The sequence below is a fragment of the Amycolatopsis sp. cg9 genome (assembly GCF_041346945.1).
GTDB lineage: Bacteria > Actinomycetota > Actinomycetes > Mycobacteriales > Pseudonocardiaceae > Amycolatopsis.
Genome location: NZ_CP166850.1, coordinates 3,162,886 through 3,178,625, shown reverse-complemented (window position 1 = coordinate 3,178,625; position 15,740 = coordinate 3,162,886). Strand labels below are relative to the sequence as shown.

Sequence of the window (15,740 nt, the reverse complement as noted above, 5' to 3'; positions counted from 1 at the left end):
CCTCGCTTCAACCATCGCTCTTTCCCCTGTCACACAAGGGAAAAGTCGCGAGCGGAGAATTTCGGACAGCGTTCGCTTCACCCGATCAAGCGATGGCGGTCGCACGTGTGTTCGGTACCGTCGAAGACATGGCTCCTTCGACCACCGTTCCCCCGGCCCGCGACCGTGACGCGATCGACGTCGTCGCGTTCGACGCCATGGGCGTGCTCTACTCGTGTGCCGACGATGTCGCGGGCCTGCTGGTGCCGTACCTCCGCAGCCACGGCTGCGTGCTGGACCGGGCCGGAATCGCTCAGCTGTACCGGGAATGCAGCCTCGGCAAGATGTCTTCCGCGGACTTCTGGGCGGCAGCGGGCACGCCCCGGGCATCGGACGAGGAATACTGCCTGAACCACCGCCTCACCGAAGGCGCGGTCGCCCTGCTCGCCGAACTCGAACCCACCGGCGTGCGGCTCGCCTGCCTGAGCAACGACGTCAGCGAGTGGTCGAAGCTGCTGCGCGAGCGGTTCGGGCTCGGCGAGTACCTCACCAACTGGTTCGTCAGCGGGGACATCGGCGTGCGCAAGCCCGATCCGGAAGCCTTCGCCACGCTGTGCCACCGGCTCGACGTGGTGCCCGAACGGGTCTTGCTCATCGACGACCGCGAAGAAAACGTCACCGCCGCCCGTGACGCCGGTTTCCAGGCGTTGCGCTTCGGCGCACCCAATTTGTCCACAATGGACCAGCTGCGGAAGGAACTCAGACCGTGGTGAAGCGCGCGCTCGGCTCCCCTCGAAGACGTCCGGCGGGCAACCGCCGATTACACAGCACGAGCAGCAGGTCCTGGGCCGCCCCGGTGAGCGGAGTGCCGGAGCCGTACGACCAGTCGAGGTCGTCGGCGCGCAGGGCGACGCCGTCCAGGTCGGTTCCGAAGTACTTGACCTGCTTCGGCTTCATCGCAGCGAAAATCACTTCGAGGCGCTCCCGCGGAACACGGCGCTCCAGGCCGAGGGCGGTCGTGATGTCCAGCCCGTGGATCACGTCGTGGCTCAAGGCGCCTTCCGGACCACCGCCCGGCGGCCGCCACGGGTGGTCGGCGTTGTCGCGCAGCGAGGCGACCAGCGCTTCCCGGGACAGTTCGGCCGCGTCCCGGCGGGCCACGCGGTCGGCCATGGCGTTGAAGCGGCCGCCGGACTTCAGCAGCTCACGCACGAACCGCCCGCCCGAGAACCGGAACGGCATGGTCATGTGCGCGACGACCTCGGGCACCCGCCAGCCCGCACACAAGGTCGGCGCCGGCCAGTCGGCCGCCGAAAGCCCGTCCAGCACGGCAGCCAGCTCCCGCCGTTCGGCGGCGATCAGCTCTTCGATCATGGGGATCTCCTTCACGAGTCGGACACCCCACCGACGAACGAAACCCACGCGGACCGACAGCGCCGCCGGACCGATCAGCGCGGTCCGCGGGCCCGGTCCCGCCGGTCGACAGGCTGAGCCGGTCGCCGACGTCCTCCCGCTGCCGGAACCGTCCACTGGCCAACCGTCAGAGTGGCTCCGCTACCAAGCGGCCGCCACCTCAACCTCAGAGCCGGTCGGCGACCCGATCCACCACCCAGCCGGTCGCCGGGACGGCCGCCAGCGCGGCGCAGAACCCCCCGACGGCATCCGTCGGGTAGTGCGCCCCCAACGCCACCTCGGCCCACCCCATCGCGATCCCGGCGACCAACGCCAAGCCGAGGACCAACGGCACCGCGGTTCCGCGGCCGAGTCCCAGCCGGTCGACCAGCAGCAGGCCGATGACCAGCGCGAGCGCCGTCGCCAAGGCCGTGTGCCCGCTCGGGTACGACAGGAACTCGCCGTGGATGGTGCGCCCGACGATCGGCTTCAGGACCGTCGTCACCGCCACCGTGACCAGGACGCCCAGCACCGTCAGCACGGCGGTCCGGGCACGGCGGGCCAGGAAACACACCGCTGCGATCAGGGCGACCAGCACGACCGACCCCACGGGCTCGCCACCGAAGTCGATGACCAGCGCGACGTACCGCCACGGCGGCTCGACCCCGTCGAGCGACGGCAGGACGGCGGCGTCGATCCCCGTCAACCCGGAGTCGTGGAAGTGGAGGATGCCGAGGGCGACGAGCACCGCGGTCGCCAGCGCTCCCGACATCGCCAGCGGGGTGCGCAGCGCGGCCGGCAGGACCGCGGGTGCCGTCCGGACCAGCTGCTTCACGCCTCGATCGCCGCCTTGTACCCGGCGATCAGCCGGTCCAGGCCGACCGCCGGGGTGAAGTCCTTCTCGTACCGGACGCGGGCCGCGTCGCCCATCTCGCGGTTGCGGTCGCCGACGATCTCGCGCAGCCGTTCCGCGAGCGACACCTCGTCGCCCGGCTGGTGCAGGAGGCCGGTGATGCCGTCCTCGACGAGCTCCGGGAACGCCCCGTGGGCGGCCGCGACCGTGGGCACGCCCGCCGCCATCGCCTCGACCACCACGAGGCCGAACGCTTCCAGCCACGTCGACGGGGCTACCACCGCGACCGCGTCGGCCGTGAGCGCGCGGCACTCGGCCTTGTTGCGGAGACCCACGTACGAGACGTCGGAACGTCCGGCCGCCCAGGTCGCGACCTCGTCCTGCATCGGTCCCGTGCCGGCGATGACCAGCGGCACACCCAGGGCGCCGCCGAGGCGGTCCCAGGCCCGCATCAGCAGGCCGACCCCCTTCTCCTCGGTGACCCGGCCGAGGAACAGGACGTGCGACCCGTCGCCGGTGCGGCGGACGCCGGGGTCGGTGACGAAGTTGTGTTTCACCGCCATCCGCTCGCCGGGCATCCCGGCCGACACCAGGAGGTCGCGTTGCGCCGCCGAAATGCAGAAGAACCGCGAAACGCCCGTCCACCACCGGCGCCGGTTCGCGACCATGCTCGCCGCCATCGGGAGCGTGGCCGCGCTCGAACCGCGGTAGCAGCCGTGCTTCACCGCCGGCAACGGCGAGCCGCCGACGCACTCGGTGCAGATGCGGCCGTCGCGGTGGAGCGTGCCGGGCGGGCAGACCATCGTGTAGTTGTGCAGTGTCGCGACCGCGGGCACCCCCGCGTCCGCGCAGGCGGCGACCACCGAGGGCGACAGCAGCGGGAACGTGTTGTGGATGTGCACGACGTCCGGGCGCTTCGCGCGCAGCCGGGCGGCGAGCTCCTTCCGCACGGCCGGGTTCCACGGCACCATCAGCGGCACCGCGGCCTTGCGGGGCAGCGGCATCGCCGCGATGTCGTCGCTGCGGCGTTCGAACAGCGACACCTCGTGACCGCCCTCGGCCAGCAGCGAGACTTCGGCGTCGACGACGTTGTTCTCGCCGCTCGGCTGCTCGGACCGGTACCGGTTGTGCACCACGAGCACCCTCACGCGCTTGCCCCCTTCGCCGGGATGAATGCTTGTTCGTCGGACTGCGGCACCCCGCGGACCAGCAGTGACGCGGCCACGGCCAGGTGCAGCAGATACGGCGACGCGTCGCCGAGACCAGCTTCGGTATAGGAGGCCGAAACGCAGTAGGTGATCAGGAAGATCGCGCACGCCCGCGCCAGCGAAGGCGGTCGCAGGAGCGCGACGACGATCAGCGTCAGGAGGAACGCGGCGACGAGGGCGATTCCGACGAAGCCCTGCTCGTGGTAGACCGCGAGCCAGCTGTTGTCGATCGGGAGGCCGTCGTAGGACTTGTCGGTCAGGCCCACGCCGAAGATGTATTCGGCGGTCGTCCGCGGGGCCTCCAGCAGGGCGTCCCACACCTTCGCCCGGCCGGTGAGGCTGGAGAAGTTGTCCGCGCTCTGCCCGCGGAGGAACCACGTCTGGAGCGCGCCCGCGAGCACCAGGCCGGCGACCCCGCCGACGCCGACCGTCCACGCGAACACTTTCCGCGCGCGGGCGCTGGTCAGCAGCATCGAAAGGAAGGCCACCGAGAGCCCGGCGACGAGGCCGAGCGTTGCCGTACGGGTGTGCGTGAGCATCAGCAGCCCCACCACCGGCACCACGATGAACACCGCGCTGCGCCACGTCGTGCGGCGCCCGAACCAGAGGAGGAGCGTGAGCCCGGCGATGACCGCCGCGTACTGGCCGATCTGTGGCGGGGTCAGCGGCCAGATCGCCCCCGAAAGCCGGCCACCGTAGATGTCCGGCATCGCGTTGCCCGGGGAGATCACCAGGCCGATCGCCACGGACGCGAGCACGACGGCGTAGGTGCGGATGTGGTAGCGGACGAACGCGAAGCCACCGTCCCACCAGCGGGTCAGCAGCCAGAGCGTGGTCACGAAGATCGTCAGCCGGAAGCACCGGAACAGCGCGCCGGCGCCTTCTTTCAGATCGGCGCTGGAGAGGATGCTCGACATCAGCAGCAGCGTCAGCAGGAGCAGGTAGGCGCTCGGGCGGATCCGCAGGTGCTTGTTCAGCACCAGCGCGATCACGAAGGCCGTCATCAGCGCGCCCATCGTGACCAGCTGGCTGACCGAGCGGGGCAGCGGGATGACCGTCTTCGCGCCGGTCGAGCCGAGCGTGTTGAGGATCAGCAGGGCCCAGGCCAGCCCCGCCCACTTCGGCGTCGCGGACGTCGGTTCGGCCGCGGCCTCGCCGCGGATGCCCGCCACCGATGCGGTGTGCGCCGTCATGTCAGCCCCCGCCCTGTGCGGTGTACGTGCTCCCGGTGTCCTGCGAGTACGGCGAACCTTCCCACTCGCCGATCTCGAGGATGCGGTCGGTCGTGTACGCGATGAACGTCCACGGGCCGGCGTAGCTGTTGTCGTGCCAGCGGTTGTCCTGCTTGAACGTGATCGATTCCTGGACCGCCTCGCCCTTGTACGGCGACCAGTCCGGGTAGGTGCCGAAGTTCGACAGCAGGCCCATCCGGCCGCACGCGGCCTGGCAGCCGACGACCGCCGGGTCGAGGATGAACTTGTTGTCGTGGATGTCGACGTGCTGGGTCTTCCAGCGGCAGTCGGCCAGCAGCGGGCCGGTCGTGATGGCCGGGGCCGCGCACTGCTTCACGTTCGGCACCAGCCGGGTGCAGTCGCCGGAGGAGGTGTTGGCCGGGCTGTTGCAGAAGCGGTCGGCGTTCTCCCACAACGTGATCCCGGACCAGTTGTTCTCCAGGTAGTTGCGCGAGATCTCGATCTTCGCGGTGCGTGCCTTGATCCGCGGCTCGCCGCCCGACTCGGAGATGTAGATCGTCGGTGTCGGGAAGTTGTCGCCGCGGTCGGCGTACCGGCGGCCGTCGGCCCAGTTGTTCTTGCGGATCGTGTTGTCCCGGATGACGGCGTTGTAGCTGATCTCGTAGATCAGCGCGGCACCGTCGTTGCCCTCGATGAGGTTGCCCTCGATGAGGAAGTCGTTGTTGTTCGTGTCGGCCCAGAGCCCGGTGCCACGGTTGTCGTGCACCCAGTTGCCGCGCACGTCGGCGCCGTTCACGTCCCAGAACTTGATCCCGCCGCTGCAGCCGCAGCCCTCGATCTTCGTCTCCCAGTCGCCGGTGTTGTTGCCGGCGATCTCGTTGCCCTCCACGACGAGCGCGGTGAGCGGGGTGCTGCCGGAGTAGGCGTTGATCCCGTATTGGCCGTTGCGGCGCAGGCAGTTGCCGCGCACCTGCTGGCGCGCACCCGCCATCAGGCCGGCGCCGTCGTTGTCCTGGATGGTCGAGTGCTCGATCACCCAGCCGTCGCCGGAGTCGTGGTTGACGACGCCTTCGTCGTGCGGTGCCGCGAAGCCCTGCACCGTCACGTAGGTGATCTTGACGTTCACCGCGTGCCCGGTGAAGGCGTACTGGTTGATCTTGCGGCCGTCGACGATCGCGCCCGGTGCGCCGATGTAGACGTCGCCGTCCTTGGGGGACACCTGGTCGTACTTGTCGTCGCCGAGGACGTGCTTGCCCGGCTTGAGCCAGAACGTCGTGCCCGGCCCGGCCGAGCGCGTCTTCGCCGCGAGGTCACCCGGCACCCCCGGGTCGACGATGACGGCTCCCGCCGGCGCGGCCGTCGGACCGGCGGGCTCCTTGTCGCACACGGCGGCGACCGAACCGCTGGGCGCGGGAGTGGCCTGTGCCGGTCCCCCGTCGGTATCCGGGCCGCCCGAGCACGCCGCGACCGTGAGCAGGACACCGAGCAGCGGAGCGGCACGGCGGAGTCGGAGGCGGCGGGCTGTCACGGGAGGTCCTAACTGAAGCGGAGCAGGGTGGTGAGCTGTCCGGGAGTCCCGGAACCGATGAGGGTGGTCGATGGTTCCTTCCGGCCGAAGCCCGCGGAGTACCAGCCGAGCGGCGGCTCGACCTCACCGCGGTGCACGCTCCACGACAACTCGGGCGGCAACTCGAGCACCGCGGTCCGCACGCCCCCACCGGCCCCGGCGAGCGAACCGGACACCCGGCCGACGAGCGGATCGGCCGCGCCCGCCCGACCGGCGGCAGGAGCACCGAGCTGGGAATCGGGCCCGGCCGCACTGCTGGAGGCGGATTGGGCCGCGCCCTCTTGGCCCGCGGTCGCGACACCGTCCACGCCACCGGGCGCGGATTCGGACCCGGCCTCGCTGACGACACCCGACGCCCGGCCGGCGAGCGGCTCAAGCTCGCCACCGGCGCCAGTGCTGGTCGCGGATCCGGGCTGGCTCGGCCCGCCCGGCGCGGACCCGGGCCGGCTCGGCTGGTCGGCCGCAGCCGTGACCCCGCCAGGGGCGGAACCAGGCCGCCCCGCCCCACCTGCGGCGACCGCAGCAGCCACCCCGTCAGGGGCAGGCCAGCGGAGGTGGGCCGTTGTTCCGTCGAGCATGACCGTCACCTCCGGGCCCAGGTGGAACGCCAGACGGCCCGCCGAACCCGCTTCGCCCAGTACCTCGTCGAGGATCGTCACCACCTCTCCGTCCAGCTCCACCGTGCGGCGGTGGATCGCCGGGGCGTAGCCGTCGTGGGCCGCTGACCAGTGGCTGGGGCCGTCGGGTGGGGTGCGGATGTCCAGGACCTTCGTCACCGCGTGGCGGGTCCACAAGAACGGGCCGCCCGAGGTGGACTGGTCGCGGCCGTTCAGCTCGAGGGTGTTGTGGCCGAGGGTCGAGCGGAAGTACGACCGCCACTGGGGCTCGCCGTGGTAGCAGAACGTGCCCGGGTCGGCCAGGATCTCCACGCCGTCGTGGCGGATCTCCACTGACAGCGCGTCCGCGTGGGCGTGGGCCGCGATCGACAGGAAGCCGTGGGGGCCGCCGTCGCAGCGGGCCCACACCGGGCCTGAGCGCAAGATCGTCATGCCCGCGTCGCGCAGGTGCGACGGGCGGCGGGCCGGCCGGGTGCCCGATGCCCGGGGGGTGCGCGTGGCCATGGCCGCCAGCAGCGGCGTGCGGACGTCGTCGCCCGGGATCGCCGGCCACCAAGCCAGGCGGCCGAACAGGACCTCGCCGGTGGCCAGCAGCGACGCCCAGCGATCGGTCGAGACGCCGTCGACGATCAGGCCGAAGCCGTCGTCGGCGTCGCCCTGGCGAGGGGGGTGCAGCTTGTTGTCCACAATGGACGCCAGGGCGTCGGTCATCCGGAGCAGGACGTCCCACGTCGAGTCCGGCACCGGTGCGCCCGCCGCGTCGGCCTCGAGCGCGGCCGCGAGGCCCAGCTCCAGGACCAGGCCGTGGTACTCCGACGCGAGTTCGGCGTTCAGCCCCGACGGGAACGTGTTGCGGCCGAGCTGGACGTCCAGCGAACGCGTCGCCGAAGCCCGCCAGGCCGCCGACTCCGGGAACCAGCCGAACGCGCACGCCGCCGCCAGCAGGCCCGCGTCCTCGGCGATCACGTGGTTGTTGGCCGACGAGCCGTGGCTGCGCAGGGTCGCGAGCCAGTTCTGGTGGTGCCACAGCTGGAGCTGGAAGTCCGGATTGTCCTCGAACAGCTCGGGCGCCCCCGCCCAGCCGTCGAGCAGGCGGCGCGTCCAGACCCACGACAGCAGGCGGATGCCCAGCTCGATGCCGCTCACCCAGTGCGGGCCCCGCAGCGGCGGGTTCTCCGCCCACCACGAACGCAGGTGGGCGGCCACGCGCGTGGCGTACGCCGGGGTGCCGGTCAGGGCGTACGCCGCGGCCAGCACGGTCAGGTGCTGGTGGCGCGACGGCTCCCAGATCTGCTTGATGTCGCCGACCGCGTCCTCCGACCGGTACGGGACGTCGAACGCGTACACGTCCGAGGGCGCGCGGCGGCCGGTCTTCGGGTCGAGGAACCAGTCCGGTGACACCAGGTCCGTGCGGACCACGCCGAAGTACTCGGCGCGGCCGGCCATCAGCTCGTCGGCGGTCGTCAGGAGCCGTGAAACCGCCTCGGCGGACACCTTGCCCAGCACGCCGGCCGGCAGCGCCGCGGTGAACCGGGGGTGCGACGGCCAGTCCGGCGCCGCCGGCAAGGCCGACCGCCACTGCCGCTGGACGACGGCGTGCCGCGCGCGGCCGACGACCTCCGCCGGCCCCATCCGGGACAGCCGGCGCAGGTACCAGCCGGGACCCATCATGCCGGGGCACCCGCCTTCTGCGGCAGCTCGATCCGCACCGGGGCCGCGTTCGCGACGCTCGCCTGCGCGGCCAGCGTGGCCAACGTCGTCGCGGCGAGGGAGGCGACCGAGATCGGCATCGGCGCGCCCGTGCGGACCGCCGTCAGGAAGGCGTCGACCTCGGCGGCCTGGCCCTTGTCGCGGCCCTTCGGGATGCGGGAGCTGGCCCACTTCTTGCGCGAATACACCGAGGCGCGGACGAAGTCGTCGAACTTCAGGACCTTGCCGTCGGCCGTCAGGTCCAGGGTTTCCTTCGGGAAGCCCGACGAGCCCGTCTCGGCGTAGGTGATCACCGCCGTCGAGCCGTCGGCGTAGCCGAGGGTCACCTGGAGGTCTCCGGTCGCGTACACCGACACCGGGTCGGCGTCGAGCAGCCAGCTCACCGTGTCGATGAAGTGGCCTCCCTCGCCCGCGAACCGGGAGCCCTCGGTGTCGGTCTGGTTGTACCAGCTGCCGTGGTCGAGGCGGCCTGCGTTGACCAGGTAGCGGACCGTCGCCGGGCCGACGCGGGGGCCGAACTGGGCCCTGGCCTCGCTCAGGAGCGGGGCGAACCGGCGGTTGAAGCCGACCTGGAGGCGGTCGTTGCCGGACTCCTCGATCGCGTCGAGCACCTTCTGCAGCTCCGGCTCCGAAAGCGCCAGCGGCTTCTCGACGAACACCGTCTTGCCGGCCAGCAGCGCCTGGCGGGTCAGCTCGGCGTGCGAGCTGTGCCGCGTCACCACGAAGACCGCGTCGATCGAGGAGTCGCCCAGGACGTTGTCGATGTCGGTGGACGCCTCGGCGAAGCCGAACTTGCGGCGGGCGTTGGCGCCGGACAGCGCCGACGTCGTCGCGACGTGCTTGAGCTGCACGTCCGAGCGCTCGACCAGGTGCGGCAGCAGCATCGACGACGCGTAGTTGCCCGCGCCGATGAAGCCGAGGCGCACGGGCTGTCCCGCGGGGAGCGCGGCGGCCGTCCGTGCAGCCACGCCGACGCGCGCCGACGTCACGACCGGCTCCGTCCGGGCGACCGCGTCCTGGTAGCGGAACAGCACCGCGACGGCCTTCAGCTCGCCCTCGTTCAGCGACTTGTACGTCTCGACCGCCGACGAGAAGTCCGAGACGTGCGTGATCAGCGGCTCGACGTCCAGGCGATCGCGCGCGATCAGGTCGAGGACGCACTCGAGGTTGCGGCGCTCGGTCCAGCGGACCTGGCCGATCGGGTAGTCGCGGCCTTCGAGCTCGTACGACGGGTCGTAGCGGCCCGGGCCGTACGAGCGGGAGAACCGGACGTCCAGTTCCTTCTCGTAGTAGGCGTTCCACGGCAGGTCGAGCTTGCACTTGCCGATGTCGATCACGCGGCCGCGGTCGCGGGACAGCTTCGCGGCCAGCTCCACCGGGTCGTTCGTGTTGCCACCGGCCGCGAGGTACGTCTGGTCGACGCCCGCGCCGTGGGTCAGCTCGGCCACGGCGTTGTCGACGATGCCGGACGCCGGGTGCGCGCAGGTCAGCGCGCCGAGGCTCTCGGCGAGCTTGCAGCGCTCCGGGTCGGGGTCGACGCCGACGACACGCACGCCGGACGACGTCAGCAGCTGGACGACGAGCTGGCCGATCAGGCCGAGCCCGATGACCAGGGCGACGTCGCCGATCTGCGGTTCGCCGCGGCGGACGCCCTGCATGGCGATGGACCCGACGGTGCCGAACGCCGCGTGCCGCGGGTCGACGCCGGCGGGCACCGGCGAGTAGAGGTTCTTGGGCACCCAGTTCAGCTCGGCGTGCAGGGCGTGCTCGTTGCCCGCGCAGGCGACGAGGTCGCCGACCTTGACGTCGGTGATGCCGTCGCCGACCTGCTCGACGACGCCGCAGAGCGAGTAGCCGAGCGGGGTGTAGGAGTCCAGTTTGGACGTCACCTTGCGGTAGGTCGCCGAAAGCCCGTTGGTGGCGACGCTCTGCATGACCTTGGCGACCTGGTCCGGCCGGGCCTTCGCCTTGCCCACCAGCGACATGCTGGCCTCGGACACCTTCATCATCTCGGTGCCGGTCGAGATCAGCGAGTACACCGTGCGCACCAGCACCCCGCCTGGCTTGCAGGCGGGTTCGGGGACCTCGAGGAGCGCCAGTTCCCCGCTCTTGTAGTTCTGGACTACCTGCTTCACTTCGCTCCCGCTCCAGACATCGCGTTCCGGTACCAGTACTCAAGGGTCAAGACGTGCCAGAGGTGCTTGCCGCGGTCTTCCTGACCGGCGGCGTCCTCGGCGACCATGCGCTGCAACGCCTCCCGCTGCAGGAACCCGGACGAGACGAGCACGCCGTCGTTGACGACTTCGCGCACGAGCGGCGCCAGGTCGCGGCTCATCCACGCCCGCAGCGGTGCGCTGAACAGGCCCTTCGGCCGGTGCACGATCTCGCTGGGCAGGATGTTCAGCGCCGCGTTCTTCAGTGCGACCTTGCCGGCGCGGCCGACGATCTTCTTGTTCCCCGGGATCTTGAACGCCGCCCGCACGACCTCGACGTCGACGAACGGCGTGCGCACTTCGGTGGACGCCGCCATCGTCGAGCGGTCGGTGTAGGTCAGGTTCAGCCCGGGCAGGAACAATCGCGAGTCGGCCAGGCACATCCGGTTGACGAAGTCGTCGAGCGCCTGGTCGTGGTAGGTGTCCGAGTGCTCGGTGAGGACGTCGTCGACGACCGGCGCGAGGTCCGGGTTGACCAGGGACAGCAGCTCCGCGCGGTCGTACATCGTGTAGCTGCGCCGGAACGCCGTCTCCTCGGGCAGCCCTGCGAAGGACAGGAACCGCTTGGCGAACCGCACCGACCGGTACCCGCGCTTGGCCGACGCCACCGGCAGCCGGTCCACAATGGACTCGACCGGGCGCCGGACCGCGCCCGGCACCTTGTGGTAGCGCAGCGCGATCAGGTTCGCGAGGTGCTTGCGGTAGCCGGCGAACAGCTCGTCGGCGCCCATCCCGGACAGCATCACCTTGACGCCGGCCTCGCGCGCGGCCGAGCAGATCAGGAACGAGTTGATCGCCGCCGGGTCGCCGATCGGCTCGTCGAGGTGGTAGGTCATCTTCGGCAGCAGGTCGAGCACCTGCGGCGCGATCTCGATCTCGTGCAGGTCGACACCGAACTTCTCGGCCACGATCCGGGCGTACTTGAGGTCGTCCGGCATCGCCTCGAACTTGGCGTCCTCGGCGCGGAACCCGATGGTGTAGGCCGAAATGCCCGGCTGCGAACGCGCGGCCAGCGCCGTCAGGTAGCTGGAGTCCAGGCCGCCCGAAAGGAACGTCGCGACCGGGACGTCGGAGAGCAGGTGCTTGGCGGTCGATTCCGCGATGACGGAATGCAGGTCGACCTCGCCGTCGAAGGCGGCGCCCTCCTCGGCGACCTCCCGCAGCGACCAGAACCGGCCGCGGTCGACCTGGCCGTCCGGGCGGCAGCGCAGCCACGTGCCCGGCTGCAGCTTCTCCGCGCCCTGGTAGGCGCAGCGGCTGTCCGGCACCCAGTAGTAGAGCAGCGACGCGATCAGCGCGCCGCTGTCGACCTGCAGCGAGCCGCCGAGCTCACCGGCGAGGGCCTTGAGCTCCGAGGCGAACGCGATCCCGCCGCCCCGCTGCACGAAGAACAGCGGCTTGATGCCCAGCTGGTCGCGGACCAGGAACAGCTCGCCGGTGCCCTCTTCGAACATGGCGAAGGCGAACATCCCGCGCAGCTTGGGCAGGCAGCCGGTGCCCCAGCGCCGCCACGCCTGCAGCAGCACCTCGGTGTCCGACGTGCCGCGGAAGCGCACGCCGGCGGCTTCCAGCTCGGCCCGCAGCTCGGGCGCGTTGTACAGCTCGCCGTTGTAGCTCAGCGCGAGACCGTCGTGGACCATCGGCTGGGCCCCGGTCTCGGACAGGTCCACGATCGACAGCCGCCGGTGGCCGAGGTGGACTTCCCCGGGGCCGGCGCGGTGCTCGTAGCGGCCGGAGCCGTCCGGCCCGCGGTGGGCCAGCGTCTTGGTCAGCCGGTCGGTCAGCGGCCCACCGTCCGGCCAGAGGTAGGTGCCTGCGATGCCGCACATCTCGAGTGGGCTCCCCTTCGGTCGCGGCGCGGGTCAGGAGACCTCCGCGCTCTTTTCTGGCTCGAGTCCGGCGTTCAGTTCGCCCGTGTGGGCGGGCTCGCCGTGGTCGCGCTTGAACGGCGTCGGCCGCTTCGGGGGCTTGACCGGGGCGAACTTCTTCGTCGGGGCGTCCAGGTGGTCCGGGACGCTGACGGAGCCGGGGGCCGGCAGCGGTGCCGCCGGCGGTTTGGGCGTGGCTAGCGCCGGCGGCAGCACCGGCCGGACCGGCGCGAACCGGCGCGTCGGCGGCTCGGCCTTGGCGACGCGCTCGGCGATCCGGGCGGCCAGCTCGTCCAGGCGTTCTTCCTGTTCCGCCACGACCGGCGGGGCGGCCGGCGCCTGTCCGGCGCGGCCGCGCAACGCCGTGTGCAGGCCGTCCCACAGGGTGCCGTCGGACTTGTCCCGCGGGTCCGGGTCGACCAGCACCACGCCGATGATCGGGATGCGCTGGTCGGCGAGCTGCCGCGCGACGGTGTGCAGCCAGAGCGTGTTGGCGTGCCCGGCCTTGACGACCAGCACGGTCTCCTTGCCGAGGTGCTCCAGGTCGGTCCACGCCGTGCCGGGCGCGACCGTGCCGACGCCGATGCGGCGCTCGCCCGGTTCGCCGTCCGCTTCCGCGGCGCCGACCACCGGGACGTCGGACTTGGTCTCCGCCGCCAGCTTGCGGACGTCCTCGCCGGGCAGGTCGTCCACGACGCTCGCGCGGCCGCCGTCCGCCAGCTGCCCGGCGATGTCGAGGGCGAGCGCGGCGGCGATCTTCGGCGCGCCGAGTTCGAGGACCGACACCCCGCGCGGGTCCTTCTTGATCACGCGGGCCAGCGTCGTGGCGACGCGCTCGCGTTCGGACACCACCCGCGAGCGCTTCCACACCCTGGCCAGGCCCCGGCGCTTGGACGGCAGCTGGGCGAGCACGGACGCGCCGAGGTGCGCGGAGATTTCGCGGCGCAGCACCGGCCGGTCGCGCGACACCGCGCCGACCGCGACGAGCGCCAGCCCGAGGGCGAGGCCGAGCGCGAACCCGATGCCGGAGTTGGTCGCGGTGGTCTTGAGGAACGCCTTCGGGAGCGCGCGGGGCGCGTCGACGATCTGCGTACCCGCGGCGACCTGCGGGCTGCCGATGCCGGCCTGCTGGGCGCGGGAGTCGAAGTCGGAGACCTGCGAGGCGAGCGCGGCCCGGCGGCCGTACATGCCTTCCAGGGTGCTGGCGTTGGCGTTGCGGCCCTTGCCGGTCTCGTCGGCGATCTGCTGGTCGACCTTGGCCAGCTCGTCCTGGGCGTTCTTGCGCTGGTCGAGGATGGCCTTGGACTGCGCGGCCGCCGCGGCCTGGCTGCGCTGGACGTGGTCGGCGATGAACGTGTCGGCCAGCGCCTGTGCCTGCGCCACGGCCTCTTCGTTGCTCTTGGCCTTGACGGTGATCTGCAGGACGTTGTTCGTCACGCCCAGGCCCGCGTAGTTCTTCATGAACTCTTCGGGCGCTTCGGTGCTGTTGAGCTTCTTCAGCGCGCCTTCGGCGATCTGCGTGGTCTGCAGCACGGCGACGTCGGTGCGCATGAGCGTGCCGCTGTCGGTCGGCGAGTCGTCCTGGTGGACGACGATCACCTTGGCGACCGCGGTCGGCGGGGCCGGCAGCACGATCCCGACCGCCGCGCCGGCGACCAGCCCGAGCAGTGCGGTGGCGAGCCAGAAGCGCTTGCGGCGGCGGATCGCGACGAAGAGGCGCTGGAGGTCGACCAGCGGCGCGGCCGGGGTTTCGGAGGGAGTCGTCACGCCGAACCTGCCAGGGCTTTCTCGGGGGCTTCCGCCGCGGGTTCGGGTTTCTTCGCCGGCTCGGCCGGTCGGACGGGGTGGGTGAGGACGGCTCCGACGATCTCCTGGCCGGCGTCGGCGCAGGCCTCGGCGAGCCGGACGAGCTCCCACGCGGTGCGGGTGCCGGCGCCGAGGACCACCAGGACGCCGGAGTCGGGACCGGCGTCCGGCACGGTCGGCCGCTCGGCCGAGTACTCGAAGACGCGCAGCGGCACGGACAGCCGGTCGGCCAGCCCGGCGAGCTGCTCGGCGGCCAGGCGACCGGTCTCGTCGTCGTCGCCGACCAGGAGCAGGACGTCGGCGGGGCCGGTGGACAGCCGGGCCAGCACCCGCCGGTAGCGGATGTCCCGGTTGACCTCGTCGGCCGAGGTCGCCACCGGCGGCAGCACCCACGGCCGGTCGCCGCCGAGCAGCCGCCGCACTTTGCCGGCGAAGCCGGTCGCCGGCAGCTGGTCGCCCTGCGGTGTCGTGACGTCGACGCCGGCGAGGATCGGCGCGCCGAGCGCGGACGCGATCTGCGGTTCGCCGCGCAGCCGCCGGTCGGCGCGGGCGGTGAACAGGTGGCCGAACACGCCGGCGAGGAAGAACAGCACCGCGCCGCCGACGGCGAGCTGCGTCAGCGTCGGCGCGGCCGCCCCGTCCGGGCGTTCGGCGCTGCCCATCACGACGGTGTTGCCGACACCGGTGGCGAGGTCGGCCTGGTTCAGGTCGTTGATGGCCTGCTCCAGCGACGTCCGCAGCCCTTCGAGCTGGGTGCGGACCTGGACGCTTTCGACGGTGAGGTCCCCGCCGACGTTCTTGGCGATGTCACTGATCTTCTCGGTGGTCAGCTTGACCTGGTTGCGCAGCGTCTCGCGCTGTTCCTGGGCCAGCTGGACCGAGGCGTCGGCGGAGTTGCTCGCCAGCTGCCCGGAGTACTTGACGAACTGCTGCGCGACCTGGTCGGCGAGCTGCTGGGCGTGCTCGGCGGTGTCGGCCGAGACGGTGATCGTCACGACGTTGCCGTTCGCCACCGACGTCTTGACCTGCTTCTTCAGGTCGGCGCCGGAGGGGTGCCAGGCCAGCTGCGCGGCGGCGCGGTCGAGGACGACCGAGCTGGTCGCGACCTCGGCCTGGGTCAGCAGCTCGTCGGCCTGCCGCGGTCCTTGCAGCAGCACGCTCGACGACGTCTGGTAGCCCGGCGAGAGCAGGAACGACGCCGCGGCGCCGACGGCCGCGCCCAGGACGGCGAGGGCGACCAGCAGCCGCCATCGTCGCCGGACGACCTGCCCGATCAGGGCCAGGCGCACCGTGTCTTCAGTCAACGGCGGTATCTCCATTCCTGAGACGGGTAC

General features: G+C 71.7%; 11 protein-coding genes. 1 reads left to right on the top strand and 10 read right to left on the bottom strand.

The annotated features are described in order from the left end of the window. Positions 1-128 precede the first annotated feature (128 nt). Positions 129-752 carry an HAD family hydrolase gene (locus AB5J73_RS15215; RefSeq protein ID WP_370970358.1) on the top strand — a complete coding sequence of 208 codons (624 nt, stop codon included), beginning with the start codon at positions 129-131 and terminating at the stop codon, positions 750-752. Here AB5J73_RS15215 and AB5J73_RS15210 read toward each other — a convergent pair. The 10 genes from AB5J73_RS15210 to AB5J73_RS15165 all read right to left on the bottom strand — a co-directional run bounded on the left by AB5J73_RS15210 (position 739) and on the right by AB5J73_RS15165 (position 15,725). Then, positions 739-1,353 carry a maleylpyruvate isomerase family mycothiol-dependent enzyme gene (locus tag AB5J73_RS15210; protein ID WP_370970357.1) on the bottom strand — a complete coding sequence of 205 codons (615 nt, stop codon included), beginning with the start codon at positions 1,351-1,353 and terminating at the stop codon, positions 739-741. The two genes, AB5J73_RS15215 and AB5J73_RS15210, sit on opposite strands and share 14 nt — an antisense overlap. A gap of 205 nt (positions 1,354-1,558) precedes the next feature. Continuing rightward, complete coding sequence (locus AB5J73_RS15205; protein ID WP_370970356.1) at positions 1,559-2,206, bottom strand: phosphatase PAP2 family protein; 648 nt, start codon at positions 2,204-2,206, stop codon at positions 1,559-1,561. Continuing rightward, positions 2,203-3,372 (bottom strand): glycosyltransferase family 4 protein, encoded by a 1,170-nt coding sequence (locus AB5J73_RS15200; RefSeq protein WP_370970355.1) that lies wholly within the window; start codon positions 3,370-3,372, stop codon positions 2,203-2,205. Before AB5J73_RS15200 ends, AB5J73_RS15205 begins: the two co-directional genes overlap by 4 nt. After that, positions 3,369-4,625: an O-antigen ligase domain-containing protein gene (locus AB5J73_RS15195; RefSeq protein ID WP_370970354.1), complete on the bottom strand. Its 1,257-nt coding sequence runs from the start codon at positions 4,623-4,625 to the stop codon at positions 3,369-3,371. Before AB5J73_RS15195 ends, AB5J73_RS15200 begins: the two co-directional genes overlap by 4 nt. 1 nt (position 4,626) lies before the next feature. Beyond that, the gene (locus AB5J73_RS15190) at positions 4,627-6,153 is read right to left on the bottom strand and encodes a right-handed parallel beta-helix repeat-containing protein (RefSeq protein ID WP_370970353.1); all 1,527 of its coding nucleotides are present in this window, start codon (positions 6,151-6,153) and stop codon (positions 4,627-4,629) included. 8 nt (positions 6,154-6,161) lie between these two features. Continuing rightward, entirely contained in the window at positions 6,162-8,480 is a 2,319-nt protein-coding gene (locus AB5J73_RS15185) for an alginate lyase family protein (protein WP_370970352.1), read from the bottom strand. Then, a complete protein-coding gene (locus AB5J73_RS15180; RefSeq protein WP_370970351.1) occupies positions 8,477-10,654 on the bottom strand; it encodes a bi-domain-containing oxidoreductase in 2,178 nt (725 codons plus the stop codon). The genes AB5J73_RS15185 and AB5J73_RS15180 overlap by 4 nt, the downstream gene beginning before the upstream one ends. Continuing rightward, a complete protein-coding gene (gene asnB / locus AB5J73_RS15175) occupies positions 10,651-12,561 on the bottom strand; it encodes an asparagine synthase (glutamine-hydrolyzing) (RefSeq protein ID WP_370970350.1) in 1,911 nt (636 codons plus the stop codon). The genes AB5J73_RS15180 and asnB overlap by 4 nt, the downstream gene beginning before the upstream one ends. 33 nt (positions 12,562-12,594) lie before the next feature. Continuing rightward, positions 12,595-14,367, bottom strand: coding sequence for a Wzz/FepE/Etk N-terminal domain-containing protein (locus AB5J73_RS15170; RefSeq protein ID WP_370970349.1), 1,773 nt, complete (start codon positions 14,365-14,367; stop codon positions 12,595-12,597). Continuing rightward, positions 14,364-15,725, bottom strand: coding sequence for an exopolysaccharide biosynthesis protein (locus AB5J73_RS15165; RefSeq protein WP_370970348.1), 1,362 nt, complete (start codon positions 15,723-15,725; stop codon positions 14,364-14,366). Before AB5J73_RS15165 ends, AB5J73_RS15170 begins: the two co-directional genes overlap by 4 nt. Positions 15,726-15,740 lie beyond the last annotated feature (15 nt).